The 26,436-nt window shown below is 73.3% G+C and carries 25 protein-coding genes and 1 pseudogene; 11 read left to right on the plus strand and 15 right to left on the minus strand.

Annotation, left to right across the window (positions count from 1 at the left end):
- Positions 1-82 precede the first annotated feature (82 nt).
- The 5 genes from ACF1AG_RS16565 to ACF1AG_RS16585 form a co-directional block, all read right to left on the minus strand.
- On the minus strand, positions 83-1,828 hold the full coding sequence (locus ACF1AG_RS16565) for a GAF domain-containing protein (RefSeq protein WP_391809935.1): 1,746 nt from the start codon (positions 1,826-1,828) through the stop codon (positions 83-85).
- 187 nt (positions 1,829-2,015) lie between these two features.
- Entirely contained in the window at positions 2,016-2,390 is a 375-nt protein-coding gene (locus ACF1AG_RS16570) for a hypothetical protein (RefSeq protein WP_024888267.1), read from the minus strand.
- Between the two features lie 93 nt (positions 2,391-2,483).
- Complete coding sequence (locus ACF1AG_RS16575; RefSeq protein WP_359608210.1) at positions 2,484-2,996, minus strand: roadblock/LC7 domain-containing protein; 513 nt, start codon at positions 2,994-2,996, stop codon at positions 2,484-2,486.
- Between the two features lie 38 nt (positions 2,997-3,034).
- Complete coding sequence (locus ACF1AG_RS16580; RefSeq protein ID WP_387795139.1) at positions 3,035-3,817, minus strand: hypothetical protein; 783 nt, start codon at positions 3,815-3,817, stop codon at positions 3,035-3,037.
- Positions 3,814-4,206 carry a hypothetical protein gene (locus tag ACF1AG_RS16585; RefSeq protein ID WP_359606128.1) on the minus strand — a complete coding sequence of 131 codons (393 nt, stop codon included), beginning with the start codon at positions 4,204-4,206 and terminating at the stop codon, positions 3,814-3,816. The genes ACF1AG_RS16580 and ACF1AG_RS16585 overlap by 4 nt, the downstream gene beginning before the upstream one ends.
- Positions 4,207-4,564: 358 nt before the next feature.
- Here ACF1AG_RS16585 and ACF1AG_RS16590 point away from each other — a divergent pair, with 358 nt between their 5' ends.
- The 3 genes and pseudogenes from ACF1AG_RS16590 to ACF1AG_RS16600 form a co-directional block, all read left to right on the plus strand.
- Positions 4,565-5,722: a hypothetical protein gene (locus tag ACF1AG_RS16590; protein ID WP_387795140.1), complete on the plus strand. Its 1,158-nt coding sequence runs from the start codon at positions 4,565-4,567 to the stop codon at positions 5,720-5,722.
- A gap of 260 nt (positions 5,723-5,982) precedes the next feature.
- Positions 5,983-7,617 (plus strand): ABC-F family ATP-binding cassette domain-containing protein, encoded by a 1,635-nt coding sequence (locus ACF1AG_RS16595; protein WP_359606132.1) that lies wholly within the window; start codon positions 5,983-5,985, stop codon positions 7,615-7,617.
- A gap of 58 nt (positions 7,618-7,675) precedes the next feature.
- Positions 7,676-8,013 (plus strand): annotated as a pseudogene (locus tag ACF1AG_RS16600) (ABC transporter ATP-binding protein); the annotation flags it as partial.
- 452 nt (positions 8,014-8,465) lie between these two features.
- Here the strand turns inward: ACF1AG_RS16600 and ACF1AG_RS16605 are convergent.
- Positions 8,466-9,965, minus strand: a complete 1,500-nt coding sequence (locus tag ACF1AG_RS16605; protein WP_359606134.1) for a hypothetical protein — start codon at positions 9,963-9,965, stop codon at positions 8,466-8,468.
- A 248-nt stretch (positions 9,966-10,213) separates the two neighbouring features.
- Between ACF1AG_RS16605 and ACF1AG_RS16610 the strand changes: the two genes are divergently transcribed.
- From ACF1AG_RS16610 to tgmB, 3 genes are all read left to right on the plus strand, one after another.
- A complete protein-coding gene (locus ACF1AG_RS16610) occupies positions 10,214-10,537 on the plus strand; it encodes a YkvA family protein (protein ID WP_359606136.1) in 324 nt (107 codons plus the stop codon).
- A gap of 120 nt (positions 10,538-10,657) precedes the next feature.
- Positions 10,658-10,849 (plus strand): putative ATP-grasp-modified RiPP, encoded by a 192-nt coding sequence (tgmA, locus tag ACF1AG_RS16615; protein WP_004935783.1) that lies wholly within the window; start codon positions 10,658-10,660, stop codon positions 10,847-10,849.
- A 16-nt stretch (positions 10,850-10,865) separates the two neighbouring features.
- The gene (gene tgmB, locus ACF1AG_RS16620) at positions 10,866-11,849 is read left to right on the plus strand and encodes an ATP-grasp ribosomal peptide maturase (protein ID WP_391809936.1); all 984 of its coding nucleotides are present in this window, start codon (positions 10,866-10,868) and stop codon (positions 11,847-11,849) included.
- A 50-nt stretch (positions 11,850-11,899) separates the two neighbouring features.
- On the opposite strand, the gene ACF1AG_RS16625 is transcribed toward tgmB, so the two are convergent.
- Positions 11,900-12,118, minus strand: a complete 219-nt coding sequence (locus ACF1AG_RS16625) for a hypothetical protein (RefSeq protein WP_359606140.1) — start codon at positions 12,116-12,118, stop codon at positions 11,900-11,902.
- A gap of 93 nt (positions 12,119-12,211) precedes the next feature.
- Positions 12,212-12,685: a hypothetical protein gene (locus ACF1AG_RS16630; protein ID WP_387795145.1), complete on the minus strand. Its 474-nt coding sequence runs from the start codon at positions 12,683-12,685 to the stop codon at positions 12,212-12,214.
- Positions 12,686-12,910: 225 nt separating this feature from the next.
- Here ACF1AG_RS16630 and ACF1AG_RS16635 point away from each other — a divergent pair, with 225 nt between their 5' ends.
- Positions 12,911-13,939 (plus strand): helix-turn-helix domain-containing protein, encoded by a 1,029-nt coding sequence (locus ACF1AG_RS16635; RefSeq protein WP_359606144.1) that lies wholly within the window; start codon positions 12,911-12,913, stop codon positions 13,937-13,939.
- Here the strand turns inward: ACF1AG_RS16635 and ACF1AG_RS16640 are convergent.
- The 3 genes from ACF1AG_RS16640 to ACF1AG_RS16650 all read right to left on the minus strand — a co-directional run bounded on the left by ACF1AG_RS16640 (position 13,895) and on the right by ACF1AG_RS16650 (position 17,087).
- Positions 13,895-14,152: a DUF5133 domain-containing protein gene (locus ACF1AG_RS16640; RefSeq protein WP_359606146.1), complete on the minus strand. Its 258-nt coding sequence runs from the start codon at positions 14,150-14,152 to the stop codon at positions 13,895-13,897. The two genes, ACF1AG_RS16635 and ACF1AG_RS16640, sit on opposite strands and share 45 nt — an antisense overlap.
- Before the next feature lie 206 nt (positions 14,153-14,358).
- Entirely contained in the window at positions 14,359-16,128 is a 1,770-nt protein-coding gene (locus ACF1AG_RS16645; RefSeq protein WP_359606148.1) for an ABC transporter ATP-binding protein, read from the minus strand.
- 101 nt (positions 16,129-16,229) lie between these two features.
- Positions 16,230-17,087 carry an aldo/keto reductase gene (locus ACF1AG_RS16650; RefSeq protein ID WP_359606150.1) on the minus strand — a complete coding sequence of 286 codons (858 nt, stop codon included), beginning with the start codon at positions 17,085-17,087 and terminating at the stop codon, positions 16,230-16,232.
- Positions 17,088-17,310: 223 nt separating this feature from the next.
- Between ACF1AG_RS16650 and ACF1AG_RS16655 the strand changes: the two genes are divergently transcribed.
- From ACF1AG_RS16655 to ACF1AG_RS16670, 4 genes are all read left to right on the plus strand, one after another.
- Positions 17,311-17,724 carry a VOC family protein gene (locus ACF1AG_RS16655; protein ID WP_359606152.1) on the plus strand — a complete coding sequence of 138 codons (414 nt, stop codon included), beginning with the start codon at positions 17,311-17,313 and terminating at the stop codon, positions 17,722-17,724.
- A gap of 129 nt (positions 17,725-17,853) precedes the next feature.
- A complete protein-coding gene (locus tag ACF1AG_RS16660; RefSeq protein WP_359748842.1) occupies positions 17,854-18,744 on the plus strand; it encodes a Gfo/Idh/MocA family oxidoreductase in 891 nt (296 codons plus the stop codon).
- Positions 18,745-19,115: 371 nt separating this feature from the next.
- Positions 19,116-20,321 (plus strand): glycoside hydrolase family 64 protein, encoded by a 1,206-nt coding sequence (locus tag ACF1AG_RS16665; protein ID WP_391809937.1) that lies wholly within the window; start codon positions 19,116-19,118, stop codon positions 20,319-20,321.
- Positions 20,322-20,521: 200 nt separating this feature from the next.
- Positions 20,522-20,728, plus strand: a complete 207-nt coding sequence (locus tag ACF1AG_RS16670) for a hypothetical protein (RefSeq protein WP_048454866.1) — start codon at positions 20,522-20,524, stop codon at positions 20,726-20,728.
- 351 nt (positions 20,729-21,079) lie between these two features.
- On the opposite strand, the gene ACF1AG_RS16675 is transcribed toward ACF1AG_RS16670, so the two are convergent.
- From ACF1AG_RS16675 to ACF1AG_RS16690, 4 genes are all read right to left on the minus strand, one after another.
- Positions 21,080-21,559: a DUF5709 domain-containing protein gene (locus ACF1AG_RS16675; protein WP_359607047.1), complete on the minus strand. Its 480-nt coding sequence runs from the start codon at positions 21,557-21,559 to the stop codon at positions 21,080-21,082.
- Between the two features lie 116 nt (positions 21,560-21,675).
- Positions 21,676-23,169: a hypothetical protein gene (locus ACF1AG_RS16680; RefSeq protein WP_359607045.1), complete on the minus strand. Its 1,494-nt coding sequence runs from the start codon at positions 23,167-23,169 to the stop codon at positions 21,676-21,678.
- A 162-nt stretch (positions 23,170-23,331) separates the two neighbouring features.
- Positions 23,332-25,689 (minus strand): glycoside hydrolase family 65 protein, encoded by a 2,358-nt coding sequence (locus ACF1AG_RS16685; RefSeq protein ID WP_391809938.1) that lies wholly within the window; start codon positions 25,687-25,689, stop codon positions 23,332-23,334.
- Positions 25,686-26,423, minus strand: coding sequence for a beta-phosphoglucomutase family hydrolase (locus tag ACF1AG_RS16690; RefSeq protein ID WP_359607038.1), 738 nt, complete (start codon positions 26,421-26,423; stop codon positions 25,686-25,688). The genes ACF1AG_RS16685 and ACF1AG_RS16690 overlap by 4 nt, the downstream gene beginning before the upstream one ends.
- Between the last annotated feature and the right edge of the window lie 13 nt (positions 26,424-26,436).

Below are 26,436 nucleotides of genomic sequence, written 5' to 3' on the forward strand. Positions count from 1 at the left end.
GGGCCGGGCGGTCACGACGCGACCGGAACGGCGCTCCGAGTACCCCCGGCCGGAGCGGAACACACACCGCCCGGACGGAGGGCTACCGCTCGCCCACCGGCACCCGCCACACCAGGGTGGTGCCGCCGCCCGGGGTGTCCGTGACCTCGAAGGCACCGCCGAGCTGCCCGGCGCGCTCGGCCATGTTGCGCAGACCGCTGCGGCGCCCGCCCGGCGGCATGCCCACGCCATCGTCCGCAACGGTCAGCCGCACCTCGCGCCCGTCGGTCTCCACGGCCACCTCGGCGCGGCTCGCGCGGGCGTGCCGGGCGACGTTGGTGAGCCCTTCGGAGAGCACGGCCACCAGGTGGTCGGCGGCCTCCTTGGACACATGGGTGTCGATCAGACCCTCCATCCGCACGCTGGGCGCGAAGCCCAGCAGCGGGGCGGCCTCCCCGACGAGCCGGACGACGCGGGCGCGCAGGCCGGTCCCGGTGCCGCCCGCGGCGCGGGAGCGCAGGCCGAAGATGGTCGACCGGATGATCTTGATGGTCTCGTCGAGGTCGTCGACGGCCCGAAGGACCCGCTCGGAGGCTCCCTTGTGCTCGATGAACCGGCCGGCGCTCTGCAGGGTCATGCCGGTGGCGAACAGCCGCTGGATGGCCAGGTCGTGCAGGTCGCGGGCGATACGGTCGCGGTCCTCGAGGACGGCGATCTGTTCGGCGTCCTGGCGGCGCTCGGCCAGTTCCATCGCCACGGCGGCCTGGGCGGCGAAGCCCCGCAGCGGTTCGATCTCCTTGTCCGTGAAGGCGTGGCCGCCGGCCGCGCGAACCAGCAGCACGACGCCGCGCACGCCGTTCTCACCGCCGATCGGCACCGCCACGGCGGGCCCCAGGCCGGTGAACGTCTGCGGGCCCTGGAACACGCGTTCGTCGTGGGCGATGTCCGCCGAAGTCACGGGCGTGGCGGATGCGAACGCCCGGCCGAGGAGGCTGCCCCCGACCGGCACGACGAGGCCGCGGTGCGTCTCGGCGTCCCGGCCGAGGGCCAGTTCCACGGTCAGCGAGTCGGTGCCCCCCATGGGCACCGCGACGACGGCGAGGGCGGCCCCGGTGATCTCCCGGGCCCGCTCGGCGACGAGCAGCAGCGCCTCGCCGCGCTCGCTGCCGGACATCAGCGCGTGGGTGATCTCGGCGTTGGCCTGGAGCCAGCGCTCCCGCAGCCGGGAGTCCTCGTAGAGCCGGGCGTTGTCGATGGCGACGCCGGCGGCGACGGCCAGGGTCGACAGGACCGACTCGTCCTCCTCGTCGAACTGTGCCCCGCCGCGCTTCTCGGTCAGGTAGAGGTTGCCGAAGACCTGGTCACGGACGCGGATCGGGACGCCGAGGAACGTGTTCATCGGCGGGTGGTGCGGCGGGAAGCCGTAGGAGGCGGGGTGCTCGGAGAGCTTGGGCACCCGCAGCGGCCGCGGGTGGCGGATCAGCTCGCCGAGGATGCCGTGGCCCTCGGGGTAGTGGCCGATGCGGGCGATCTCCTCGTCGCTGACGCCGACGGTGTGGAAGGCGGACAGCCGCTTGCCGTCCGGGCCGATCACGCCGAGGGCGGCGTACCGCGCGTCCACCAGCGCGGCGGCGGCCTCCACGATGGAGTGCAGCGCCTGCTCCAGTTCGAGCTCGCGGCCGACGGAGAGGACCGCCTCGAGGAGGCTGCGCACCCGGTCGCGGGTGCCGCGGGCCGCGTCGATGCGCGCCTGCAGTTCCTCCAGCAGTTCGTCCAGCCTGAGCTGCGGCAGACGTACCCGCGCGTCCTCGGCGCGATCCGGGGCCGTCTCCCGCCCGGCGTCGGTCACCCGCGTGCCTCCTGTCCCCACACTCCGGCACCGCCCGCCCGGCGTCCTCCGGGGCGGGTGTCGGTAACGGTCCGGCAAACGTGACGGTACGGCATCGGGCGGGCCGCGCACCCGGCGGGGACCGCCCGTCGGGCACGTCCGCGGCCCCGCGCACCGGTGGGGCGCGGGGCCGCGGACGTGCGCGGTGTCAGACCTCCAGCTCGTTCTCGATGCGGCGCAGCTGGTGGCGCGCCATGGCCAGGTTGGCCCGGCCGGCGTCCAGCACCAGGTAGAGGAACAGGCCGTTGCCGCCACGTCCCTTGAGCAGGCGGATGAGGTGGTACTGGCTGTTGAGGGTGATGAGGATGTCCTCGATCTCCTCCTTCAGCCCCAGCAGTTCCATGGTGCGCAGCTTGGACCGCACGACGTCGGTGTTCCCGGCGGCGGCGACCTCCAGGTTGAGGTCCTTGCCGCCGCCGAGGGTGCCGAGGGCCATGCCGCTGGTGTAGTCGACGAGCGCGGCGGCCGTCGCGCCGTCGATGGAGCTGAGGCATTCCTTGAGCGAGGTCTCGGTGTTGGCCATGAGTGGTGTCCTTTCCGGATCGTGAAGGGTGGTACGGGCCGGCGCCGGCGGTGTGCGGGCGTCCGGCCGGGTGGTGGGTTCGGTGGGTGCGGGTCAGCCCCCGGTCCGCGGCCGGTGGGCGGGACGCTGCGGGGTCCGCACGGGGAGGGTGCCGATGGGCCGGGACCGGTCGGCCGGGTCCGGGGCGCCGTCGGCAGGGGCGGGCCGGTCGGCGTGGCGTCCGCCGCCGGGGCCGATGCGGGCGTCGACCAGTTCCGCGATCCGGGTCCCGCTGCGCCGCCCCTCCAGGTGGAGCCGGCCGACGTTGACCCGGTCGTCGGCGAGGAGGGTGAGCACGGCGGTGGTGCCGGCGGCGTAGGTGGCGATGTAGCCGTGGGCGCCGCGCACCATGAGTTCGCGGAAGTCGCCGCGTCCGGCCGCGTCCGTCATCCGGTGGGCGACGCCCAGTGCGGCGGCGGTGAGCGCGGCGAGCCCTTCGGGTTCGGTGCCGGGCACGTCGTGGGCGAGGACGAGTCCGTCGACGGTGGCCGCGAGGGAGCCCGCCAGCCGCGGGACGCGGGTGCGGAGCCGACGCAGTTCGTCCAGCACGTCGGTCTCGACGGCCATGAGCAGTCTCCTTTCGGCACGCTGCCGGCGCGTGCGGATCACAGTGCCTCCAAGGCGTCCAGGAGCCGTCGCAGCAGCGCTGTGTCGGGCTCGTCCCAGTCGGCGCGGCCCGCGCCGGGGACGGGGTGGACGGGCGGGGCGGGCGCGGGGGGTGCGGGGGCGACCAGTCCGTCGGCGGCCAGCCTGCGAAGTTCGACGAGGGTGTGGAAGGTGCGGTGGGCGAGGGCGGAGGCGATCTGCGCCGCGGTGCGCCCGCCGTCGACCAGGGCGAGCGCGCGGCCCCTGCGGGGCGGCAGCGCGGCCGGGTCGGCGGCGGGGGTCCGGGCGAGCGGCGCGGTGTCGACGGCCGCGTCGGGCCAGATGCGGTCCAGCAGTGCGCGGCGGCGGTACGACTCGCGCAGCACAGTCGCGACGGTCACGGGACGGACCGCGCCGAGCCAGTGCGCGACGCCCGGGCGGAAGCGCAGGTCGGTGCCGTCGTGGGCGAGCGCGAAGTAGGCGGCGTCGAAGAGCGCGCCAAGGTGGGCCAGTTCCAGGGCCCCGGCGGTGAGGCGTCCGCTGTCGACGAGCTGGCGGCCGACCCGCTGCCGGGCCCCGGCACGCTCGACGGCCTCCCACCAGCCGGCCGGGGCGAGGGCGCCACTGCGGGTGAGCAGGTCGCCGAGGGCGGGGCTGTGGGCGGACTCGACGTGGACCACGTGTCCGGCGGCGAGGTAGAAGACGCCGGAGCGGGTGGTGAGCGCCCCGGTGGCATGGTCGGCGGCGAGGGTGTCCAGCAGTTCGGGGGCGGATCCGTCCGCGCGGGCGGCGGCAGCGGTCATCCGAGCACCATCCGGTCCGCCATCTCGGCCAGCCGTATGCGGGCCAGGGCGAGGTTGCCGTCGGCGCGGTCCAGCGACAGGAACAGGAAGACCGTGCTGTCGAAGGTGGTGACGACGAACCGCAGCAGGTGGAAGGCGTCCGTGGTGGTGAGGATCAGATCCTCGACGGGCGGCTCCTTCCCCTGGCCGGCGTGCGCGGGGGCGAGGGCGCCGCTCTCCATCGCAAGTCGGGCCAGTTCGGCGGTCTCGGCGGCGGTCGCCTCCACGTCGCCGCCCGGCGCCTCCCCCACCGCGCCCAGGGCGAGCCCGCTGATCCAGTCGACCACCAGGGCGCCACGTGCGCCGGGCAGTCGCATGGCTTCCAACAGACTCTCGTCGATTCCGGGCACGCCGGATCCCCCTCCTCGCACGGCTGTACCGCGAACGTGACGTCGACGCTACGGTGTGTGCTCGACCGTGGTGAGGGCTTTGGCGTTTTCCCGTGGAATATGCGACATGAGGGTCGGGGCGCTGGTAGAGTCCGCCGTTTTCGCCCTCTGTACGAGGCGGGGCGTGGGGCCCGCGCGGGTGGTCCGGAAGGTGCGGGGGATCGGATGTGCGGGTGGCGGTCCCCGCGGCCCGGGGTGTCGGCCGTCCGGGCGGGATGTCCGCGAGCAGGGCCGCCGTACGGCGGAACCCGGCGTCCCGTCGTCCTGCGCGGGCGACGATACTGAGAGGCAGCACGTGCCCCCGCTCACGACTGGACCCATGCCGATCTCTGCCAAAGCCCGCCCCACCGTCCCTCCCACCGTCCGGACGACCCGCGGCCGCCACGTCGGGGAGCGGGCCGACGAGACGCTCCGGCGCAGCCTCTCCGCCCTGAAGGACGCCGGGACCATCGACGACTTCCTGGAGCTCCCGGCGGACGACACCAAGCCCGACCTGGTGTTCGAGTCTCGAACGCGGGTCGGGGACGGCGTCACGGTCCGCGCCCGCCTGGCCCTCTCCCCCGCCAAGGCGAAGGGACCGGAGCGCGACTGGCTCCTGGTCGCCGAGGCGGAACACCCCTGGGACCCCTCCTGGCCGTCCCCGGTCACGATGTTCTGGCCGCAGGAACCGGACGCCGCCTGGAACCACGACCCGGTATCGGGACTGCGCCCCGGCGAGATCAACCCGCTCCCGGAGGACGACAAGGACGTACGGCGCCGGCTGCGCGACTGCGCCCGCGACCCCTGGTACGTCCACGTCGTCGTCCACGAAGCGATGACCCCGGACGAGCGCGGGCACGTCCCGCTCGCGCACTGGCTGCCGCCGGGTCTGCGGGACCGGGTCGTCGAGCACCGGGCCACCCCGCAGCAGGCGCGGGTGACGAACTGGGCGCTGCGGGAGTTCGACGTGGAGGTCCCCCGTGGCGGCGCGGCGGTGCTGCCCGGCCGCCCGGTCCCCGAGGGGTACGAGCCGGACGCCTTCGCGGTGCGCGCGGTGTTCCTCGACGGCACGGAGCCCACGGACCTGGTGGACGCGGTGCTGCGGTACGACGCGCTGCCGAGGGAGCTCCCGGAGCGGGCCGAGGAGGCGCTGACCGCGCTGCGCGAGGACTGGCACCTGCTCACCGTCGCGGAGGAACTGGAGCGGGAGCGGGCGCTGGTGGCGATGTACGCCGAGGCGCTGGACGCGATGACGAAGTCCCGCGACCTGTACCGGGAGGCCGCCGAACGCGCCCACGAGGCGCTGGCCGCCTACCGGGAGACGGGACTCGCCCCACCGCCCCCGGCCGCACAGCCGCCCCGCCCCCGGACCCCGGCCCCGCTCCAGCACCTGACGCGCACCCTGGAACGCCTGAAGCCGGGCGGTTCCCGTCGCGGCCGGCCCTCCCCGGAGGAGACGGCCCCGGAGGGCGAACCGAAGGCACCGTCCGACGGCTAGAGCCCGCTGCGGCCCCGGACCGTCTTCCGACGCAGCGCGGTCTGCCCGAGCTGTTAAATTGGGATGAAGGCAGGTCGCCGATCGAGGAGTCACAGACGTGGTGGGTGAAGACGACATCTCCGGGTGAGATCCGGACATGACGGCCACCGGCCGGCGCTCAGGAGCGCTGCCGGGGTGGCCTGTTTCGTCGTTCCCCTTTCTCCACCGTCTGCCCAGGGCGGATGTTCACGCTCCGCCCTCCGTGCTTCCGAGGTCGTCCCATGTCCGACGCAGCCATCGCCTGCTCGAACCTTTCCTTCGCCTGGCCCGACGACACCCCGGTCTTCCACGACCTGTCGTTCTCCGTGACCCCCGGGCGCACCGCCCTGGTCGCGCCCAACGGCTCCGGCAAGACCACCCTGCTCAAGCTGATCGCCGGTGAACTCACACCCACGACCGGATCGGTCTCCGTCAGCGGCACCCTCGGCCACCTGCCGCAGAACCTGCCCCTGACCAACAGCCTCACGGTCGCCGAGGTGCTCGGCGTCGCGGAGGTGATCCGCGCGCTGGACGCCGTCGAGTCCGGCGACGTCGACGAAGGGCACTTCGCCACCATCGGTGACGACTGGGACATCGAGGAGCGCACCCGTGCCCAGCTCGACCGCCTGGGCCTTGGCGACCTCGCCCTGGACCGCGGCCTGAGCACGCTCAGCGGCGGCCAGGTCGTCTCCCTCGGCCTCGCCGCCCAGTTGCTCAAGCGTCCCGACGTCCTCCTGCTCGACGAGCCCACCAACAACCTGGACGCCCAGGCCCGGCACAAGCTGTACGACGCGCTGTCGGACTTCAACGGCTGCCTGCTCCTGGTCAGCCACGACCGCGCGCTGCTCGACCGCATGGAGCGCATCGCCGAACTCGGCGGCAACGAACTGCGTCTGTACGGCGGCAACTTCACCGAGTACGAGGAGGCCGTCAGGGGCGAGCAGGAGGTCGCGCAGAAGAACATCCGCAACGCCGAGCAGGAGCTGAAGCGCGAGAAGCGCGAGGCGCAGCAGGCCCGCGAGCGCGCCGAGCGCCGCGCCGGCAACGCCGCCAGGAACCTCAAGAGCGCCGGTCTGCCCCGCATCTTCGCCGGCAACATGAAGCGGGGCGCGCAGGAGGCCGCCGGCAGGTCCGGCATCCTGCACGCCGCCCGCGTCAGCGAGGCCAGGGCCCGCCTGGACGAGGCCGGCCGGGCGCTGCGCGAAGAGGTGCGCCTCAGCCTGGAGCTGCCCGAAACCCAGGTGCCGGCCGGCCGCAACCTGTTCCTCGGCGTGGGCATGCAGGTGAACCGTGGCGACACGAACGTGTTCGGAACGGGCGGCGTCGATCTGACGATCCGCGGCCCCGAACGCATCGCGCTCACCGGACCCAACGGCGCCGGGAAGACCACCCTCATGCGCTTGATCACCGGCGACCTCACCCCCGACAGGGGCGACATCAAGCGCAACGACGGCCGCATTGCCTATCTGTCCCAGCGGCTCGACCTGCTGGACCTGGACCGAACCGTGGCGGAGAACTTCGCGCAGTTCGCTCCCGAGCGGCCCGAGGCGGAGCGGATGAACCTGCTCGCCCGCTTCCTCTTCCGGGGGCCGCGCGCCCACCTGCCGGTCGGGGTGCTCTCCGGCGGTGAACGGCTGCGCGCCACCCTGGCCTGCGTACTGTGCGCCGAACCGGCCCCGCACCTGCTGCTGCTCGACGAGCCGACCAACAACCTCGACCTGGTGAGCGCCGGCCAGTTGGAGAGCGCGCTCAACTCCTACCAGGGCGCCTTCATGGTGATCAGCCATGACGAGCGGTTCCTCGCCGAGATCGGAATCAGCCGCTGGCTGCGGCTGGCCGACGGCCTGCTGGCGGAGACAGGAGCCCCCGAGGTGTGAGCCGCCGACGTGTGGCCTGGCCCGCGCCCGGCGGGCCGGCCACCTCGGACGGAAACCCGTGGCCCAACCGTCTCTGCTCACCCACGACCTCGGCGGGCGCCGGGTGCTCGACGGCATCACCCTGACCGCCTCCCCGGGCCGTCGCGTCGGCCGGATCGGGGAGAACGGCGTCGGCCTGACCGGGGTCGGCCGCGACCGCACGCTCGGGCAGCCGTCCGGCGGGCAGCGCGGCCGACTGGCCCTGGCCGCGCTGCGGACGCGGCACGGACCGTCCGGCGGCCCCCGGCGCTGCTGCTCGACGAGCCGACCGACCACCCCTCGCCCGGCCTGTGCGGCGAGTTGGAGGAGGCACTGGGCAGCGGACCGGGCGCGATCGTGGTGGCCGGCCACGGCCGGTGGCTCCGCCGACGCCGGCAGGGCTGCGGGTTCCGGCTGGAGGCGGGTGCGTGACCCCGCCACCGCCGGCTGGGCGCCACACCCCCTGCCGCAGTGAGCCGGCGTCCGGGCGCGGCGCGGGGTCGGCGCGGCGTCCAGGTGACGGTGCGCCAGGTCAGCAGCGGTGTGGCGATCCTCTCGGCGGTGCTGATCGAGCCCAGGAGGAGGTCCCTGAGGGGCACGGCGTTCCCCGGGGTGGGTCCGACCGTGATCTCGGCGGCCTCTGGGTACATGACACCGGTGGCGGAGGTCGGACAGGCCTCGGCCGCGATCCCTTGCGAGGCGTCGCCCGGTGTCCTGCCATTGGCGTGCCGGATGTCGCGGCGGCCGCCGGCCGAGGCAGCCGGGTCGGGGGCAGGCGTCGGCCCCGGGGGGCGGCCTGGTGGGCCCTCCGGGGCCGGGGTGCGCGGCGGTCAGTCCGTCGCGTGGTGGGGTTCGACCGGAGGCCAGGGGGCCCAGCGGCCGCCTGGGACCGGGGTGGCCACGCGGACCACCAGGGCCGTCAGGGCCAGCAGCGCCGCCGCGACGGCGGCCGAGGTGGCCAGCCAGGAGGGTGCGAGGGCGAGATCCGCCGCCCGGGGCAGGGCGGCGTCGGAGAACGACCCGCCGTAGGCGTGGGCGACGGCCAGCGCCGACGGCACCACGACCGCTCCCACCAGCACGACCACCGCGGGCCGCACCACCAGGATCAGCGCCAGCACCGTGCAGAGCACCGACAGGCCGACGGCGAGGGCGTGCACGTTGAGCGACACGCCGTCACGCTGCAGCGGGAAGTGGGTGACCGCGCAGACCGCGAGGGCGGCGGCGGCCAGCCAGCTCGTCCAGATCGCGGACCTGGCGACGGTGCCGGGACGCCGGGCCGGCCGGGGGGTGCGGCGGCTGTTCTTCCGCGCGGCGGGCTTCCGGCGCGCGACGCGCAGACCGTCACGCGGGACCGCCGCGCGCGCGTTGTCGGGCCGGACGTCCTCCTGCTGCTCCCCGGGGCGCGGCTCGTGCGCGCACCCGGTCTCGGCCTGTGCCGCGACGAGGAGGTGCTCGGGGGGACGCTGGGCGGCCAGACGGTCGATCAGTTCGACGAGTTCGTCCACGGACCGGCCGGTGGCGGCGGCGCGCAGTGCCTCCTCACGACAGTGCGGTGCAAGGGGCTCGTTGTGCAGCAGCGCGACGAGGAGGGTGACGTCCTCGACCGACCGGTGGGCGGCGGCCGCGCGGATCGTCTCGTCCGCGCTGGCGGCGTCACGGGGCGGGCGGGTCAGCAGTGCGACCAGCCGGGTGACGTCCTCCACGGACCGGTCGACACCGGCGGCGCGCAGCGCGTCGACCACGGCGCGGGTGTGCTCGGGCGACCGTTCGAGCGCGGTGATGAGGTCGACGACCTCCTCGAGGGGACGGTCGGACACGGCCGCGTGCACCAGATCGGTGACCGGATCGGCGTACACGCGTCCTGTCGCCCCGGTGGCCCTGCCCGGCGGACCGGCGGGGTCCGGCGCGTCACCGAGGCGGCGTGGCGCTCCCGGCTCCCTCACCGGCTCCCTCGTGGTGTCGACGGGATCCACCAGATCGACCGTCGCCACCGGGTCCCGGGGCCCTTCCACCCCGGCGGGTTCGCGCGGCCGGTCGACCGGATCGCGCGGATGGTTGCCGTGCACGGGATCACGTGGGTGGCCGGTGTCGGCCTGACGAGCCGTGCGGCCGGTCCCGGACGGGTCAGGCGGTGGCGCCGTGCCCACGTCCGCGCCGGCCGCGTACCGCGCGTCGGCCTGGGCCGTGCGGTCGGCCGTCCGGTTGCGCGCCCAGGCCGGTTCGGGCCGGTGCGCGCCGGTCGCGGTGCCCGTCGTGCCGACGGGCGGGGCCGCGGCCGTATCCACGGGTATGCCCGGTTCGTTGGAGGAGGACGAGGAGAAAGTGGTCATGATCGACTCCAGTGGAAGACTGATGACCATTACTAGGCTCCCCCACCGCGGGCTGCCACTTGACTGAGCCGCAGGGATGACCTGCGACGATTCCGTGTTTCGGGTGTTGTTCACGGGGCAGCGGTCGTGACCGGCGCATGGCCGGTCCCCGCCGCCATACCGGGGCCCGGAAGGGGAATCCGTTTCCTCGAGGACTGTGTCGGGGGGCGAGGCCGCGTCGCGCGGCCATCGGGAGGAGGGCTGTGACCTTGGACACAACGACCGTGGTGTGGGGCCTCGCGGTCCTCGCGGCCCTGGTGCTGGCGGGCGCCGTGGCCGTGCTGGTCCGTCTGGTCCGCACACGGCGGGAGTTGCGGCGGGCGGGGCTGCCCACCGGGCCCCGCTGGGTGTTCTGGGGCGCGGTGCTCTACCTGGTGCTACCGGCCGATCTGCTACCCGATCCGGTGTACCTGGACGACATCGGCGTCCTGCTGCTCGCTCTGCGCACCATGCGTGGTTCCCTCGGCGCGGGAGCGCCCGGAGTGCCCGGAAGGCACCCGGGACGACAACCCGCCGATGATTACGCTCCGTGAGGAAACCAACCACCCGTTCGATTCGTATAAGTCTCTGGAAGCCAACGCAAGTCGGCGGACCAAGCGGCGGCGCACAGAGGGCCGTTGCCTGATCGGCGCAGCACCGACGAGGGAGAGACGATGCAACCGTTCGCGCTCAACTACGCCCGTCCGGCGGTGGAGTTGGCCGTTGCCACTCCGTATGCGTATGACTCCGGACTGCAGTTGAACGTCCTCGGTGACGGGCGGATCGCGGCCTGCGACCACGCCCTGTTGCGCGAGGTGGGGACGACCACGTCCACCGCGGGCTCCAAGACCCACTTCGACGACTGAACGCGGACCGTAGACCATGACCGTGCTGATCCTCACCTGCGAGGAGGATGTGACCGCCGACATGGTGGTGGTCCACCTGAACGGCGCAGGGGTGCCGGTGGTCCGTCTCGACCCCGCCGATCTCACCGGCGGCGTCTCGCTGTCCGGCGAGTACGTCCACGGCCGGTTCCGCGGCCATCTGTCCGCCGGCGGACGGCTGGTGAGCATAGGCGGGCTGCGGTCGGTGTGGGTGCGCCGCCCCGGCGCTCCGGCCGAGCGCGCCCCGCAGCCGTCCGCCTGGCTGACCGAAGAAGCGTCGCAGGCCCTCTACGGCATGCTGCGCAGCTGCGACGCGCGATGGATGAACCACCCGGACGCCGCACGACAGGCCCGCCACAAGCCGTGGCAGCTGCGCCTGGCCCAGCGCTGCGGGCTGCCCGTGCCGGCGACGGTGATCACGACGTTCCCGCGTGCGGCGCGGGAGTTCGCGGAGCGTTTCCCGGACCTGGTGGTGAAGCCGGTGTCGGGCGCGCATCCGCAGGACCCGCCGCGCGCCGTGCCGACGAGCAGGGTGGCGCCGGACACGGACTTCTCGGCGGTGGCCTACGGGCCGACGCTGCTTCAGCGGCGGATCGCCAAGCAGGCGGACATCAGGCTCACCGTGGTGGGTGACGTGCTGCTGGCGGCCCGCAAGACGACGGCGCCGGACGCCGACCCGCAGGTGGTGGACGTGCGGTTCGCCGCGCCCGGCCCGCCGTGGGAGCCGGTGGGGGTCCCGCCGCGCACCGCGGACGCCGTGCTCGACTACATGCGCCGGGCCCAACTGGCTTACGGGGCCTTCGACTTCGCGGAGGACGCGGACGGAACCTGGTGGTTCCTGGAGTGCAACCAGTCGGGGCAGTTCGGGTTCGTCGAGGTGGAGACGGAACAGCCGATCGCGCGGACCATCGCGGAGTGGCTCTCCCGTCCCGTCCCCGAGGAGCCGGCGGAGCCGGCCGGTTCGGTCACCACGGCGCGGTGAGCCCGCAGCGGTGAGCCCCGGTCACCGCTCCGGCCAGGGGCCTACGAGCGTCAGTGCGGCCGGGGGCCGGGCAGCAGGGCGGCGCGCTGCCAGCCGTTGCCGGGGGCTCCGTGCGGCCGGTCGAGGCCGGAGCCGTAGCCGGGCGACTGCAGGGGCCGCATGACCGACTCCAGTTCCCTGTTCACGCGTTCGGCCTCGCGGCGGACCTGTGCGGGCACGTCGCCGCACTCCGCGATGAGTCGGTCGTAGATGGGGGAATCCTGGAACACCCGACAACGTGCCTTTCTGCTCGGCGTCCCCGGTGCGGGGCCGCGACTGCCGAGTGTATGCGGCCAACGGGGGTGAAGTGGGCGTTCCGGACGTCAGGCACCCGTAGTCGAGCCGGGCCGGACGATCATCAGGACGGTGACGGTCGCCCAGAGCAGGTTGAACACGCCGGTGAACATGGCGAGTTGGACGGTACTGCGGTGATCGACGAGCTGTCGCTCGGTCACCTGCTCGACGAGTTCCTCCTGGCGGGGGAGCACGAGGGCGATGAGCGTACCGGCGGCCACGGCGGTGAGAACGACCGAGGCGATGAGCCAGGCGTCGCCGAGGACACCCATCGCGAGACCGGTCGCCATGCCCAGAACGGGCACGAGCACACCGAGTCGGGCGTAGACACGGCAGATCCGGTGGAGCAGTTCCACGGTGCCGGCCGCGCGCGGGCCGGGGTCGGTCCCGTCCGCCGGGGCGGCGCGGCGCGCGGCCGGCGGGAACATGCTGGCGGCGACGGTCACGGGACCGACGGCGACGATGGCGGCCAGGACGTGGAGGGACAGGAGCAGCTTGGTCACCGGGGCTCTTTCCTTGACGTGATCGACATAGCTTGATCGGCATAGCTTGATCGGCGCAGCCGGCCTGTTCGGCGGGATGCCGGGTTCACGCTAGGAGCCGTCACAGCGGCCGGACAGCGGCTGGATCGACAGTTCCCCACGGATTCCCGCCAACCGTGGTGACCAGGCACGGCGTGACGAGGACCGGGTGGGGCGGGTGGCGGGAATCTGTCTAAGGTGGCCTTCATGCACTCCGTGGCGATCCTCGTACTGGACGGTGTGGTGCCGTTCGACATGGCGGCCCCCATGCAGGTGTTCGACTTCACGCGGCTGCCCGACGGCCGGCGTCCGTACCGCGTCCGGCTGTGCGCCGAGCGGCCGGAGGTGGCCGCGGACGGCGGCTTCACGCTGCGCGTCGGCCGCGGTCTGGAGGCGCTCGCGGACGCGGACACGGTGATCGTGCCAGGGCGCGCCCCGGGTTCCCCGCCGCCCTCCCCCGCGGTGCTCGCGGCGCTGCGGAGGTCGGCCGCTGCGGGCACCCGGGTCGCGTCGGTGTGCGTGGGCGCCTTCGTGCTGGCGGAGGCAGGCCTGCTGGACGGACTGCGCGCCACCACGCACTGGGTGGCCGCCGAGGAGTTCGCGCACGCGTATCCACGGGTGGAGGTGGAGCCCGACGTGCTCTACGTGGACAACGGGCGGATCCTCACCTCGGCCGGCGCGGCCGCCGCGCTGGACATGTGCCTGCACATGATCCGCCGTGACTTCGGGTCGGCGGTGGCGGCGAACGCCGCGCGGATGTCGGTGATGCCGCTGGAACGCGAGGGCGGACAGGCCCAGTTCATCGTGCACGAGCACCCGCCGGTGCCGCGCGGCTCGGACCTGGAGCCGCTGCTGGAGTGGATCGAGGACAACGTGGCGCACGAGGTGACGCTCGCCGCGATGGCGGCGCGGGCGGGGATGAGCGAGCGCACCTTCAGCCGCCGGTTCCGCGAGCAGACCGGCACCACACCGCTGCAGTGGCTGCTGCGGGCCCGGGTGCGGCGCGCCCAGTACCTGCTGGAGAACAGCGACCACACGGTCGAACGGATCGCGCAGCAGGCGGGGTTCGGCTCCCCCACGGCGTTCCGCGAGCGGTTCCGCAAGGTGGTGGGGACCACCCCGTACGCCTATCGCCGGTCGTTCAGGGGCGAGCGCGCCGCGGCCGTCCCGGCGGACGGCCGGGCCGCGGGCTCAGACGGCCAGAGACAGGCCGCTATCGCCGTCCGCCTCGGGTGACCGGCGACGGTCCGTCCGAGCACGGGTGAGCAGGTCGTCGGCGCGCGCGATGGCGTCGTGGATGCCTGCCGTGCCCATCGTCACGCAGAGCCTGCGGGTGACGTCCTCCAGCTCCCCGACCACCGCCGGAGTCTGTCGCTCCGCCTGCGCGATCCGCAGCGTGGCATACCGCGTCAGCAGCTGCCTGACGACCTTCGGATCCGGTACGAGCACGTAGCGCCCCTTTCGTCTTTTCGGTGCGCATGCCCGAAGACGACGAAACCACACACACCCCGCGCCCTGTTGATCGAAAATGACCGAAAACAGTCGCACTGCGACCGGCCCGCCTGGCCGTCCCGGCCACTCGGACCCACCGGGCCACCGGGCCACCGGACCACCGGGCCAGCAGGCCACCCCGGCCCCGAGGAGCGGACGGCGGCTCAGGCCACCTGTCCGCCGTGCAGCGCCGTGTACGCGCCGCCCCGCCGCAGCAGCTCCTCGTGCGTGCCGACCTCCTGGATCGCCCCGTCGGCCATCACCACGATCCGGTCGGCACCGCGCACCGTGGACAGCCGGTGCGCCACGACGAATGTGGTCCGCCCGCGCAGCAGCCGGGCGAGCGCCTCCTGCACCAGCGCCTCCGAACGCGTGTCCAGGGCGGACGTCGCCTCGTCCAGCACCAGCACCTTGGGGTCCCGTATGAGGGCGCGGGCGATGGCCAGCCGCTGGCGCTGTCCGCCCGACAGCCGCGCCCCGCGCTCCCCGACGAGGGTGTCCAGGCCCTGCGGCAGCCGGTCGACGAACTCCAGCGCGTTGGCGTCGCGCAGCGCGGCCCGCACCGTCTCCTCGTCCGCGTCGTCCATGCCGTAGGCGACGTTCTCCCGCACGGTGCCGTCGAAGAGGATCGACTCCTGGGGCACCACGGACAGGAAACGCCGATAGGTGCGCAGGTCCAGGGTGTTCATGTCGGTGCCGTCGACCAGCAGCCGGCCGGAGGTGGGGCGGATGAACCCGATGACGAGGTTGAGCACCGTGGACTTGCCCGCCCCGGAAGCGCCGACCAGAGCGACGGTCTCGCCCGGGGCGACGTCGAGGGTGAAGTCCTGCACCGCTGGGCGGTCGTCGCCGTCGTAGGCGTGCCCGACGCCCTCGAAGGTCACCGCGCCGTGCAGCGCCGTGAGTTCGGCCTTGCCCTCGTTGTCCTCCAGCTCCGGCGCCTGCAGCACCTCGCCGACCGAGCGCACCGACTCCAGCCCTTTGGTGATGACCGGGGCCAGACCCGCCAGCGTGGTGGTGGAGTTGGTGAGCGTGGTCAGGAAGGCGCTGAGCATCACGACGTCACCGGCGGTGACACCCCAGACGTCGTAGTAGGACACGAGGGCGGCTCCGGCCAGCACCATCACGCCGACCACGTTGAGGACCACCCACGCCAGCGAGCCGAACCGCCCGTTGACCAGGTCGAGGCGCATCCCGGAGGTGAGCAGCCGGTCGAGGGTGCCGTGCATGCGGTGCAGCGCCTTGCCCTCCAGGCCGTGGGCGCGGGTGACGGGGATCAGCCGGGTCATCTCGGTGACGCGGGAGGACAGCGTCTCCACCTCGTGCCGGAAGTGCTCGTTGTGGGTGCGCAGCCGCGCCCTCAGCCGGGCCACGAGCAGGGCCGCGGCGGGCACGACGACGAGGAAGACGGGCAGGAACTCGGGGGTGCGCACACCGATGATGACAAGTCCGCCGGCCAGCACGGTGAACGCGCCGAGCCCGGTCTCCGCGGTCTGCTGAACCATCTGCTCGACGGTCTCGACGTCGCGGACCACCTTGGCCTGGAGCACGCCCGCGCTGACCCGGGAGTGGTAGCCGATGGAGAGCTGCTGCATGCGCGTGCACAGCGCGGAGCGCAGGGTGGTGCCCATGCGGCGGACGCTGCCGTAGAGGAGGCGGACGTACAGCACGTGCAGCGGGTAGTTGACCAGCAGAATGAACATGATGACGCCGGTGCTGGTCCACAGCCGGGAGATGGGCTGGTGCTGGACGACGGTGTCGATGATGGACGCGGTGATCAGCGGCAGCAGCCAGACGGGGCTGTGCTTGACGGTGAAGACGACGACGGCCGCGGACAGCCTGCCGCGGTCCGCGCGGAACAGGTAGCCGAGGGTGCGCACGGGATGCTCGCCCCGGTAGCGGTGGTCGAGCGGTCTCGTCTGCGGCGATGCCATGGGCGGTGGTCCTCCCCCTGTGAAGCGCCGCCCGGGCGGATCGCGGCGCACGAACGGCGCCCGGCGCCCCTCCTGGGGGTGCCGGGCGCGGGAACGGCCGCTCAGGCCCCGTCGAGCTCCGCGATCTCCTCGGCGCTCAGCTCGAGGTCGGCGGCGCGCACGGAGTCCTGGACCGACTCGGGGCGGCTCGCGCCCGGGATCGGCACGACGACCGGCGACTTGGCGAGCATCCAGGCGAGGCACACCTGGTGCGCGCTCACCCCGTGCTCCTGCGCCACGCGTGCGAACGGCGCGTAGGTGGAGCCGAGTTCACCGGCCTTGGAGATGCCGCCGAACGGGCTCCAGGGCAGGAAGGCGACACCGAGTTCGTCGCACAGCTCCAGCTCCGGCTCGCTGGAGCGGAAGGCGGGCGAGAACTGGTTCTGCACGGAGACGAGACGCCCGCCGAGGATCTCCTGGGCCTGGCGGATCTGCTCCGGGTTCGCGTTGGAGATGCCCGCCATGCGGATCTTCCCCTCGTCGAGCAGGTCACGGATCGCGCCGACGGACTCGGCGTACGGGACGTCGGGGTCGGGCCGGTGGAACTGGTAGAGGCCGATCGCCTCCACACCCAGCCGGCGCAGGGACGCCTCGCAGGCCCGCTTCAGGTACTCCGGGCGCCCGTCGAGGGTCCAGCTGCCGTCGCCGGGGCGCAGATGTCCGCCCTTGGTGGCGACCAGTACGTCGCCGCCCCGCTCGTGGGTGGAGAGCGCCTTGGCGATCAGGCTCTCGTTGTGCCCCACCTCCCCGGCGTCCCGGTGGTAGGCGTCCGCGGTGTCGATCAGGGTGACACCCGCGTCCAGGGCGGCGTGCAGGGTGGCCAGCGAACGGGACTCGTCGGGCCGTCCCTCGATCGACATGGGCATGCCGCCCAGTCCGATCGCGGACACCTCGACCTCACCGATTCGTCGCATGTGCATGTGCGCGAAGCCCCTTCCGGCTGTCGTGCTGGCGATCGTGGAAAGCGCATACCAGCCTCGTCGCCGGGTGCCCGGAAATCCAACAGGGAAATCAGAACGGATTCATCGGGCCGTTCGCTGAATCGTTCCCGTACGCCTCCGGTCCGCTTCACCGCGCGCCCCCCGTCCCCCGGCGTTACGCTGCGCGAAATCGACCCCTCATGCCCCTGTCCCGGAGGTTCCGATGGCCCCGCTCCTCAACCCGTACCTCAACTTCGACGGCAACGCCCGGCAGGCGATGGAGTATTACAAGGAAGTCTTCGGCGGCGAGCTGAACATGCACACCTTCGGGGAGGCCGGCGGCGCCGGGGAGGAGTTCGCCGACAAGATCATGCACGGCATGCTCACCACTCCCGACGGCTTCACGATCATGGGTTCGGACGGGCCTCCCGGCATGGAGTACGCCTCCGGCAACAACTTCGCCGTCAGCCTCAGCGGCGAGGAGGAGGACACGCTGCGCCGCTACTGGGAGAAGCTGTCCGACGGGGGCCAGGTGTCGGTGCCGCTGGAGCGGCAGATGTGGGGCGACATCTTCGGGATGTGCACGGACCGGTTCGGCGTGCCGTGGATGGTCAACATCAACACGCGCGAAGGCTGAGGCGGCCCGCACGGCAGGTGGTTGACACGGCATTCCGGCGAGGATCATCGTGCAGCGTGGCGCGCGCCGACGGGGCGCGGCGCGGACACCGGCCCGGCGGCGCGAGGCGACCCGGGGAGAGGCGGCGGCATGCGGATCGGACTGCTCGGCACCGGACCCTGGGCGCGGGCGGCACACGCCCCCGCGCTGGGTGAACACCCCGGCCTGGACTTCGTAGGTGTCTGGGGCCGCAGGCCCGAGGCCGCCGCGGAGCTGGCGGCGGTGCACGGTGTCCGGGCGTACGACGACGTCGACGCGCTGCTCGCCGACGTGGACGCCGTCGCCGTGGCGCTGCCGCCGGCCGTGCAGGCGGACCTGGCGGTGCGGGCCGCGCGCGCGGGCCGCCATCTGCTGCTCGACAAGCCGATCGCGACGACGGTGGCCCAGGGGCGCGCGGTCGTGGAGGCCGCCGACGCGGCGGGCGTGGCCTCCGTGGTCTTCTTCACCACCCGCTTCCAGCCGGAACCGCAGGCCTGGATCGAGGAGCAGGCGCGCGTGGGCGGCTGGTTCACCGGGCGGGCGCAGTGGCTCGGCGCGGTCTTCACCTCCGAGGACAACCCCTTCGCCGCCTCGCCCTGGCGACAGGAGAAGGGCGCCCTGTGGGACGTCGGCCCGCACGCCCTGTCCGTACTGCTGCCGGTGCTCGGCGAGCCGCGCCGGGTGACGGCGGCGGCGTACGGGCCCGGCGACACCGTGCATCTCGTGCTGGACCACTCCGGCGGCGCGTCGAGCAGTACGACCCTGAGTCTGACGGCTCCCCCGGCCGCGGCGGGCGCCATGGTGGAGCTGCGGGGCGAGTCCGGCGTGACCGTGCTTCCGGAGGCCCGCGGCGACGTCGTCCCGGCGCTCGGCCGGGCCGCGGACGCGCTGATCGCCGCGGCCGGCTCCGGGGAACCGCACCCGTGCGACGCGCGGTTCGCCTTCACGGTGACCCGGATCCTCGCCAACGCGGAGACCCTGCTCCACAGCGGCACCCGCTGAGAACCCCTCCCCGGGCGGCTGGTCGGCGACCTGCCGAAGAGGCCTGGCGCGCTTGGCGTCCGAGGGCGGCCCCGTTCCCGCACCCTGCGGAGTGCGGCCGGTGCGTTGCGTACACGGCCCGCTCCCGTCGGCTTAAACGATCCTTAAGGACCGGTTAAGCGATCGTGCGCGCTTTGTCGTGCATTCAAGTAGGCGCAGGTCAGGAAGCGTCGGGGACAAGTCGGACCCGTTGGCGGGCGCGGTCCCGGTCCCTACCATCGGTGCCGCGTGCCGGTCCCGACGCACAGCCTGAGAGCGCTCTCTTGAAGCTCCCGGCCGGTCGGGCCGGTGTGCCCCACCGCAACCGCACGAGCACTCTGGAGACCCCCCACATGACTCCTCGGCACCAGCGCACCCTCGGCCGCCGCAAGCTGCTCTTCACCCTCGGCGGAGCCGCCGTCGCGCTGCCCGCGGCCGCGGCGATCGCCCCCCACGCCCTCGCCGACCAGTCCGGTCAGGACGGGTCCGGCACCAAGGCGGCCGCCTCGCTCCCGCTGACGTTCGTCAACGGCAGCGGCTCCTTCGACAACGCCTCGGTACACCTGTACGTCGTGGGCAACTCCGACGGCCGCCAGGTCCGGCTCACCCCCGACGGCACGCTCGCCCCCGTCGACCTGGCCGACAACGGCGAGGACGGCTTCACCGACTACGCGATCAGCCTCACCGGCAACGAGACAACGCTGTCACTGCCGCACATGTCCGGCCGCATCTACGTCGCGCTCGGCGAGAAGCTGAAGTTCAAGGCCGTCGCGGACGGAAGCGGCGCGGCCGCCCTGCAGTACCCGGCCGGATGGGTCTCCTCGGACCCGAACTACGGCGTGCTGCACGACTGCGCGGAGTTCACGTACAACTCCGCCGGTCTGTTCTGCAACACCACCATGGTCGACATGTTCAGCGTGCCGCTGAGCATCCGCCTCACCGGCGCCGACGACCAGACCACGGGCAGGGTCGGCCCCGGCGGCCGCGCGGCCGCGTTCGCCGCCGTCAAGGGGACCGAGGGCTTCGACCGGCTGGTGGTCGACGACACCCGGATCATCGCGCCCGGCCACGGCCTGGACGCCGGACTGTTCGCCGAGGACTACTTCGCCCCGTACATCGACGAGGTGTGGAGCACCTACACCGGCCGGGACCTGAAGGTCACCACCAACGCCGGCACCTTCACCGGGCGGGTGCGCGGGGACCGGTTCACCTTCGACGGGCCCGCGCAGGTCGCGTTCGACAAGCCGTCCACCCGGGACGTGCTGTTCTGCGACGGCGCCCTGGCCGCGCCCAACGACGGCACCACGGGCCCGGTCGCCGCGATCCTGGGCGCGGGCTTCAACCGCTCGACGCTGCTCAGCCATCCCGAGCAGCCGACGACCGACCCCGCGGAGTTCTACCTGACCGAGCTGACGAACCACTACTCCAAGGCCATGCACGCGGCCACCGAGGACGGCAGGGCGTACGGCTTCGCCTTCGACGACGTGGCGGACTTCGCCTCGTACATCCAGGACACGGCGCCCACCGCCATGCGGCTGACGCTCACGCCCTTCGAGTGAGCGCGGGGAGCAGGTTTCCCCGGGGCGGGGCACGGTACTCCGGCATGCACGGGGAGGCCCCGCACCCGGGGCCCCGGGTGCCCGACGGCGGGCGCCGGGGCGCTCCGGATGCACGGCGGGCCTCCTCGGTGAAGGCTGAGTACCGGACCCGGCGCCCGGCGCCGGGCCGTACCAGCGATCCGGACCCGAGGAGCCCGAAGATGTCGACGTCCCAGCCCGACGCGTCCCGGCAGAGCGAGGACCGCGCCACCCCCGACAGCCTGCTCCACACCCGCACCGGCAACGAGGTGTCGCCGGAAGACCTGGTTCTCGCCAGCGGCAAGGACCTCACCCCGCAGAACATCGAGTGGGCCAGGCGGAAGCTGGCCGAGGAGGGTCCCTCCGCGATGGAGAAGATCCTTCCGTAGTCACCCCGTCGCTCCCTCGGCAGGACGACGTCTTCGGGCCCGGTGCACGCCCTGGGCACCGGGCCCGAAGACGTCGTCACGCGGCTGCCCGCCGGCATGCGACCGCTCGACGCCGAATGCCGGCCGGGAAGAGTGCTGCCTGCCGGCGCAGGCGCCTCTCGATGTACTGACCACGGCCGGCGTCGGCTCCGCCGTACAGGACGGCTGAGACAGGTACGACGGCAGGCCGTCGGGATGGCGCCGCCGAGGACGAGGACTCACCCCGCGTCGGCGCACGGAAGAGGGCCCCCTCGGGATCCGGAGGTCGCGAGACCGAACCGCATCACCAGGGGGCCCTGTCGTCCCGGGCGCCTACCGGTCCTCGGGCAGTTCCGTCTCGTCCTCCACGACGTGCATGGCGGCCTCCTCCGCGCCCGCCGCGCCCCCGTCGATGCCCACGTCGTCGGCGACGGACTCCTTGGTGGTGTCGGTGTGAACGCCCTCGTCCGGTGCGACCAGGCGTCCCGCGCGGGCGGTGCCCGCCTCCGGGTCGACCGGCTCGCCTTCGCCGCCCGGCAGGTCCCCCACTCCGTCGCCGGCCTCGGCGGAGGGGTCCGGGACCTCCTGGGCCAGCCGTTCGTCCAGCGTCTCCCCGTCGTGCTGCTCGGCGGCGGTCACGCCGTGCTTGGTGACGCCCACCGCCTTCTCCGGCGGTGAGTAGCCCTCGTCGAGCATGTCGTCGTAGTCCCGCTCGTCGAGGGCGTCCTGCATGTCGAGCGGGGCGCCATCCTCTTGCTGCTCGTTGGTCCCGGTGGGCTGGTAGACGTCGTCCCCCATCGGTTCGGAGCCCATGGCGTCCTCCCTGTCGTGCTGCGTCGGCTCGCGCCGTCTCGGTGTCCGGTCCGCGTTTCCCGTGAGGCGGTCTCTAACCCCGTGATCGGCCGGACCTGAGGGCGAACCGCCGGATCTCACTCCCGTGGCGTCCCCGGGGCGGGCGCGACGCGGACGTCGTAGTCCTCGACGCGGTGGACGGGCCAGGTCCGCGCGTACGCGTTGGGCCTGCTGCCGACGCGGGTGATCTCGGCGACCGGGACGCGTGCGGCGGTGCGCCGGATGTCCTCGGCCGTCATGTTCTCGTTGTTCCCGGTGGTCGCGCCGGAGGAGCAGCCCGTGTAGTAGCCGATCGGGATGGACTCGTGGCCGGTGATCAGGCAGGGCGGGGTGACACCGAGCCGGTGCAGTCCCCCGGCGGTGCGGGCCCAGTCCACGCGACTCGCGGCGGAGCGGTTCGCGGTGTGCACCGCCACGGTCAGCTGCACCGCCAGGTGGCCCGCCAGTCCCACCGCGACCACGGTCCGCAGCACCGTCCGCCACCGCCCGCGCGGCGCCGTGACCAGGTACCACAGGGCGACGGCGACGGGAATCGCGAGCAGGGCGTAGGCGGGCTGGAGGAAGCGCGGCGCCGCGTAGGCGATGGTGAAGAGGTACGGCAGCGCGGCGGTGGCGGCACACGCCAGCGGCACGGCGGCGCGCAGGGCGCGGCCGGCCCGTACGGCGACGACCAGGCCGAGCACGGCGAGCACCGGCAGCACGAACCACCACAGGGTGATCACGGGGTGGGGCATCTCGCCGGTGCAGGGGCGGCACAGGGCGCGTCCGCCGAGGCTGCGGAGCTGGTCGTCGACGGCCATGTGGAGGCCGAGTCCGCCCTGGATGCGGGACGCCTCGGCCAGCCGCTCGGAGAGGCCGCCGAACGACGCGTACGCCTCGATCACCCAGGGCACCCCGCCGGCCAGCAGTCCGCCCACGACGGCTGCCAGGAGGCGGGGGCGTCGCCACACCGCCGCGAGGACGAGCAGCGGGATCGTGACCCACACGGCGTCGGTGGGCCGCATCCACGCCATGAGCGCGGCCCCCGCGACGACGGCCCACAGCATGCCCGTGGAGGAGGGGTCCTCGCGGTGGCGCAGGAACGCCCCCACGGCGATCAGCGCGCCGACGGCCACCCAGTAGTTGGGCATGGCCTGGGGACCGTAGAAGAGGGTCACCCACAAGGAGGCGAAGAAGGCGCCCGCGACGACCAGCACGCGGGTGGGGAACAGGCCGCGCCAGACGCGCAGGGCGAGGTACAGGCCCAGTCCGGAGAGCAGCGCGAGGTAGATCCGCAGCAGCACGGTGGAGTCGGACCAGGACGCGACGGGCGCGACCAGCAGGGAGACGCCACGGGAGCGCGGTGCGCTGAAGAAGGCGGCCGGGTGGTGGGTGGTGACCTGGCTGGTGTAGACGATCTCGTCCCAGCCCAGACCCAACGTCGGTCTGATCAGAGCGAGTTGGGCCAGGGTGAAGACGGCGGCGAGCACCGCGAGCGGCCGTGCGCCGTGGGTCGTCCTCGGGCCGGCGGGCCGTGAGCGGTCCTCGCTCCGCCGGGTGACGGTCGGCGGAGCGCCGGCGCCGTGGGTCATCGTCCGTCCTTCGCTGCCGCCGGTTCGGAGTGCCATCCCCGTCATGGGCCTCATGGGCCCCACATCTCGAGGAAGCCGGATATGAGGGGATCACGGCCAAAGCTAACCCGGACCGGTCGGCCGCGCAGGCGGTACACGGCCGGGAATCGTCTGAACGCCTCGTCAGCGCGCGTGGGGGCGGCGGTGCGGGGGCTGTTCGGGCGACCTTCGCGGAGCCGGCACCGGCACCCGGCCCTCCACGGGCGCGTCCACGCCGACGGTCAGCTCCTTGCCGTGGTGACGAATGGTCAGCGGCGGTCCCGAGCGCAGCCGGTACGTGGTGCGCTCCGCGGTGATCTCCACGTGCAGGCACCGGTCGCGGTGGCCGAGGGTGAAGGCGAGCCGGCGCAGTCCGGGAGGCAGGCGAGGTGCGAAGCGGAGGCCGTCGTCGTCCCAGCGCATGCCGCCGAAGCCGGCGACCAGCGCGGTCCATGCCCCCGCCAGGGAGGCGATATGGAGTCCGTCGCGGGTGTTGTGCTCCAGGTCCGCGAGGTCCATCAGCGCGGCCTCGGCGGTGTACGCGTACGCCAGCTCCAGGTGACCGGTACGGGCGGCCATCACGGCCTGGACGCAGGCGGACAAGGAGGAGTCGCGGACGGTCAGCGGCTCGTAGTAGGCGAAGTTGCGGGCGATCTGCTCCTCGTCGTGGCGCTCCTCGAACCAGTCGGCGCGGGTGTGCATCGCGAGCACGAGATCGGCTTGTTTGATCACCTGTTTGCGGTAGAGGTCGAAGTACGGGAAGTTCAGCATCAGCGGGTAGTGCTCGGCGCGGGTGGAGGCGAAGTCCCAGCGCTGGTGACGGGTGAAGCCCGCGTGCTGCTCGTGCACGCCGAGCTCCTCGTTGTACGGCAGGTGCACCGCTTCTGCGGCGTCCCGCCAGCTCGCGCTCTCCTCCTCGTCGACGTCCAGCTCGGCCGCCCGGTCGGGGTGACGCTTGCACACGTCGGCGGCGGCGAGCAGGTTCGCGCGGGCCATGAGGTTGGTGTACGTGTTGTCGTCGGCGACGGCGCTGTACTCGTCCGGTCCGGTGACCCCGTCGATGTGGAAGACGCCCCGGTCGTCGTGGTGGCCCAGGGAGCGCCACAGCCGGGCGGTCTCCACCAGCAGCTCCACACCCGTGTCGCGTTCGAAGCGCTCGTCGCCGGTGGCCTGGACGTACCGCACGACGGCGTCGGCGATGCCCGCGTTGACGTGGAAGGCGGCGGTGCCTGCGGGCCAGTACGCGGAGCCCTCCGGGCCCTCGATGGTGCGCCAGGGGAACGCGGCGCCGCGCAGGCCGAGCTGGGCGGCGCGCTCACGGGCGACGGGCAGGGTGCTCTGCCGCCAGCGCAGCGCCTCGGCGGCGGCCTGCGGCACCGTGCAGATCAGCAGGGGCAGCACGAACACCTCGGTGTCCCAGAAGGCGTGCCCGTCGTAGCCGGAGCCGGTGAGGCCCTTGGCGGGTATCGCGCGCCGCTCGGCGCGGGCGCCGGCCTGGAGGACGTGGAACAGGGCGAAGCGCACGGCCTGCTGGATCTCCTCGTCGCCGTCGACCTCCACGTCGGCGCGGCTCCAGAAGGTGTCCAGGTAGTCGCGCTGTTCGTCGAGGAGGCCCTGCCAGCCGCTGTGCGCGGCGGCCGCCAGCGCCGCCTCCACCTGGTCGCTCATCGCGGGCCGGGAGCGGACGCCGGACCAGCCGTGGGCGACGAACTTCTCCACCCGCAGCCGCTCGCCCGGCTCCAGCACGGAGGTGACCGTCAGCCGGGCCGTGTCGACGTCGCTCTCGCTGTCGGTGACGGTCCGTCCGGGTCCGTCGACGACGTGGTCGGCGGCGACGGCGACCCGCAGGCCGCTGCGCCGGGTCCGGTGCACCAGCCGCAGCCGGCCGCCCCGGGCGAAGTCCTCCTCGTGCTCCAGCGGGGAGCGCAGGGCGCGGGCGGCACGCGGGTCGCCGTCGGGTCCGGGCAGGGACTCGTTGGCGACGAGTTCGGACTGCACCACGACCCGGGTGCGGCTGTCGACGGGCTCCACCTCGTAGGCGACGGCGGCGACGGCCCGCTGGGTGAGGGAAACCAGCCGGGTGGAGCGCACCCGGACGGTGGAGCCGGCGGGCGAGGTCCACTCGCAGACCCGGGTCAGCACGCCCCGGCGCAGGTCGAGGGTGCGTTCGTGGTGGACGAGCCGCCCGTAACGCAGGTCGAACGGCTCGTCGTCGACGAGGAGCCGGATCACCTTGCCGTTGGTGACGTCGATGACGGTCTGCCCGGACTCGGGGTAGCCGTAGCCCGCCTCGGCGTAGGGCAGCGGGTGGAGTTCGTGGACGCCGTTGAGGTAGGAGCCCGGCAGGCCGTGCGGCTCGCCCTCGTCGAGGTTGCCGCGCCAGCCGACGTGGCCGTTGGACAGCGCGAACACCGACTCGCTCTGCGGCAGCCGCTCCGGGTCCAGACCACGTTCCCGCACGGTCCAGGGGTCGATGTCGTACCGGCGGTCGCCCCGGGTCACGCGTCACCCCCGAGCTCGGACAGGTCCGTGACGACCGTGTCGGCGCCGTGCGCGTACAGGGCGTCCGCCTGTCCGACGCGGTCCACGCCGACGACGTACCCGAACTTCCCGGCGCGTCCGGCGTCCATGCCGGCCAGCGCGTCCTCGAACACCGCGGCCCGCGCGGGCTCCACCCGCAGCTCACGGGCGGCGGCGAGGAAGGTGTCGGGCGAGGGTTTCCCCGGCAGACCCCGCTCCGCGGCGACCTCCCCGTCGATCCGTACGTCGAAGAGGTCCTCGGCGTCGATGGAGCGCAGTACGTCACGGCAGTTGGCGCTGGAGGAGACGATCGCGGTGCGCAGGCCGCGGGCGCGGACGGCGTGCAGATACGCCAGGGTGCTGTCGTAGGGCTCCACACCGTCGGTGCGGATCCTGGCGAGCAGCAGCTCGTTCTTGCGGTTGCCCAGCCCGTGCACGGTGGCTGCGGCGGGCGGGTCGTCAGGGCCGCCCTCGGGCAGCTCGATGCCCCGGGAGGCGAGGAAGGTGCGCACCCCGTCGGCGCGCGGCCTGCCGTCCACGTACGCGTCGTAGTCGGCGGCGGTGAAGGGCGCGAAGCCCTCGCCGTCCCGTTCGCGCAGGAAGGCGTCGAACATCTCCTTCCACGCGGCGGCGTGCACCACGGCCGTCCTCGTGACCACGCCGTCGAGGTCGAAGAGGCACGCCTCGATGTCTTCGGGCAGACCCAGATCCGTCATACCGTCACGGTTC

Source organism: Streptomyces sp. NPDC014764 (genome assembly GCF_043082785.1).
Taxonomy (GTDB): Bacteria; Actinomycetota; Actinomycetes; order Streptomycetales; family Streptomycetaceae; genus Streptomyces; species Streptomyces althioticus.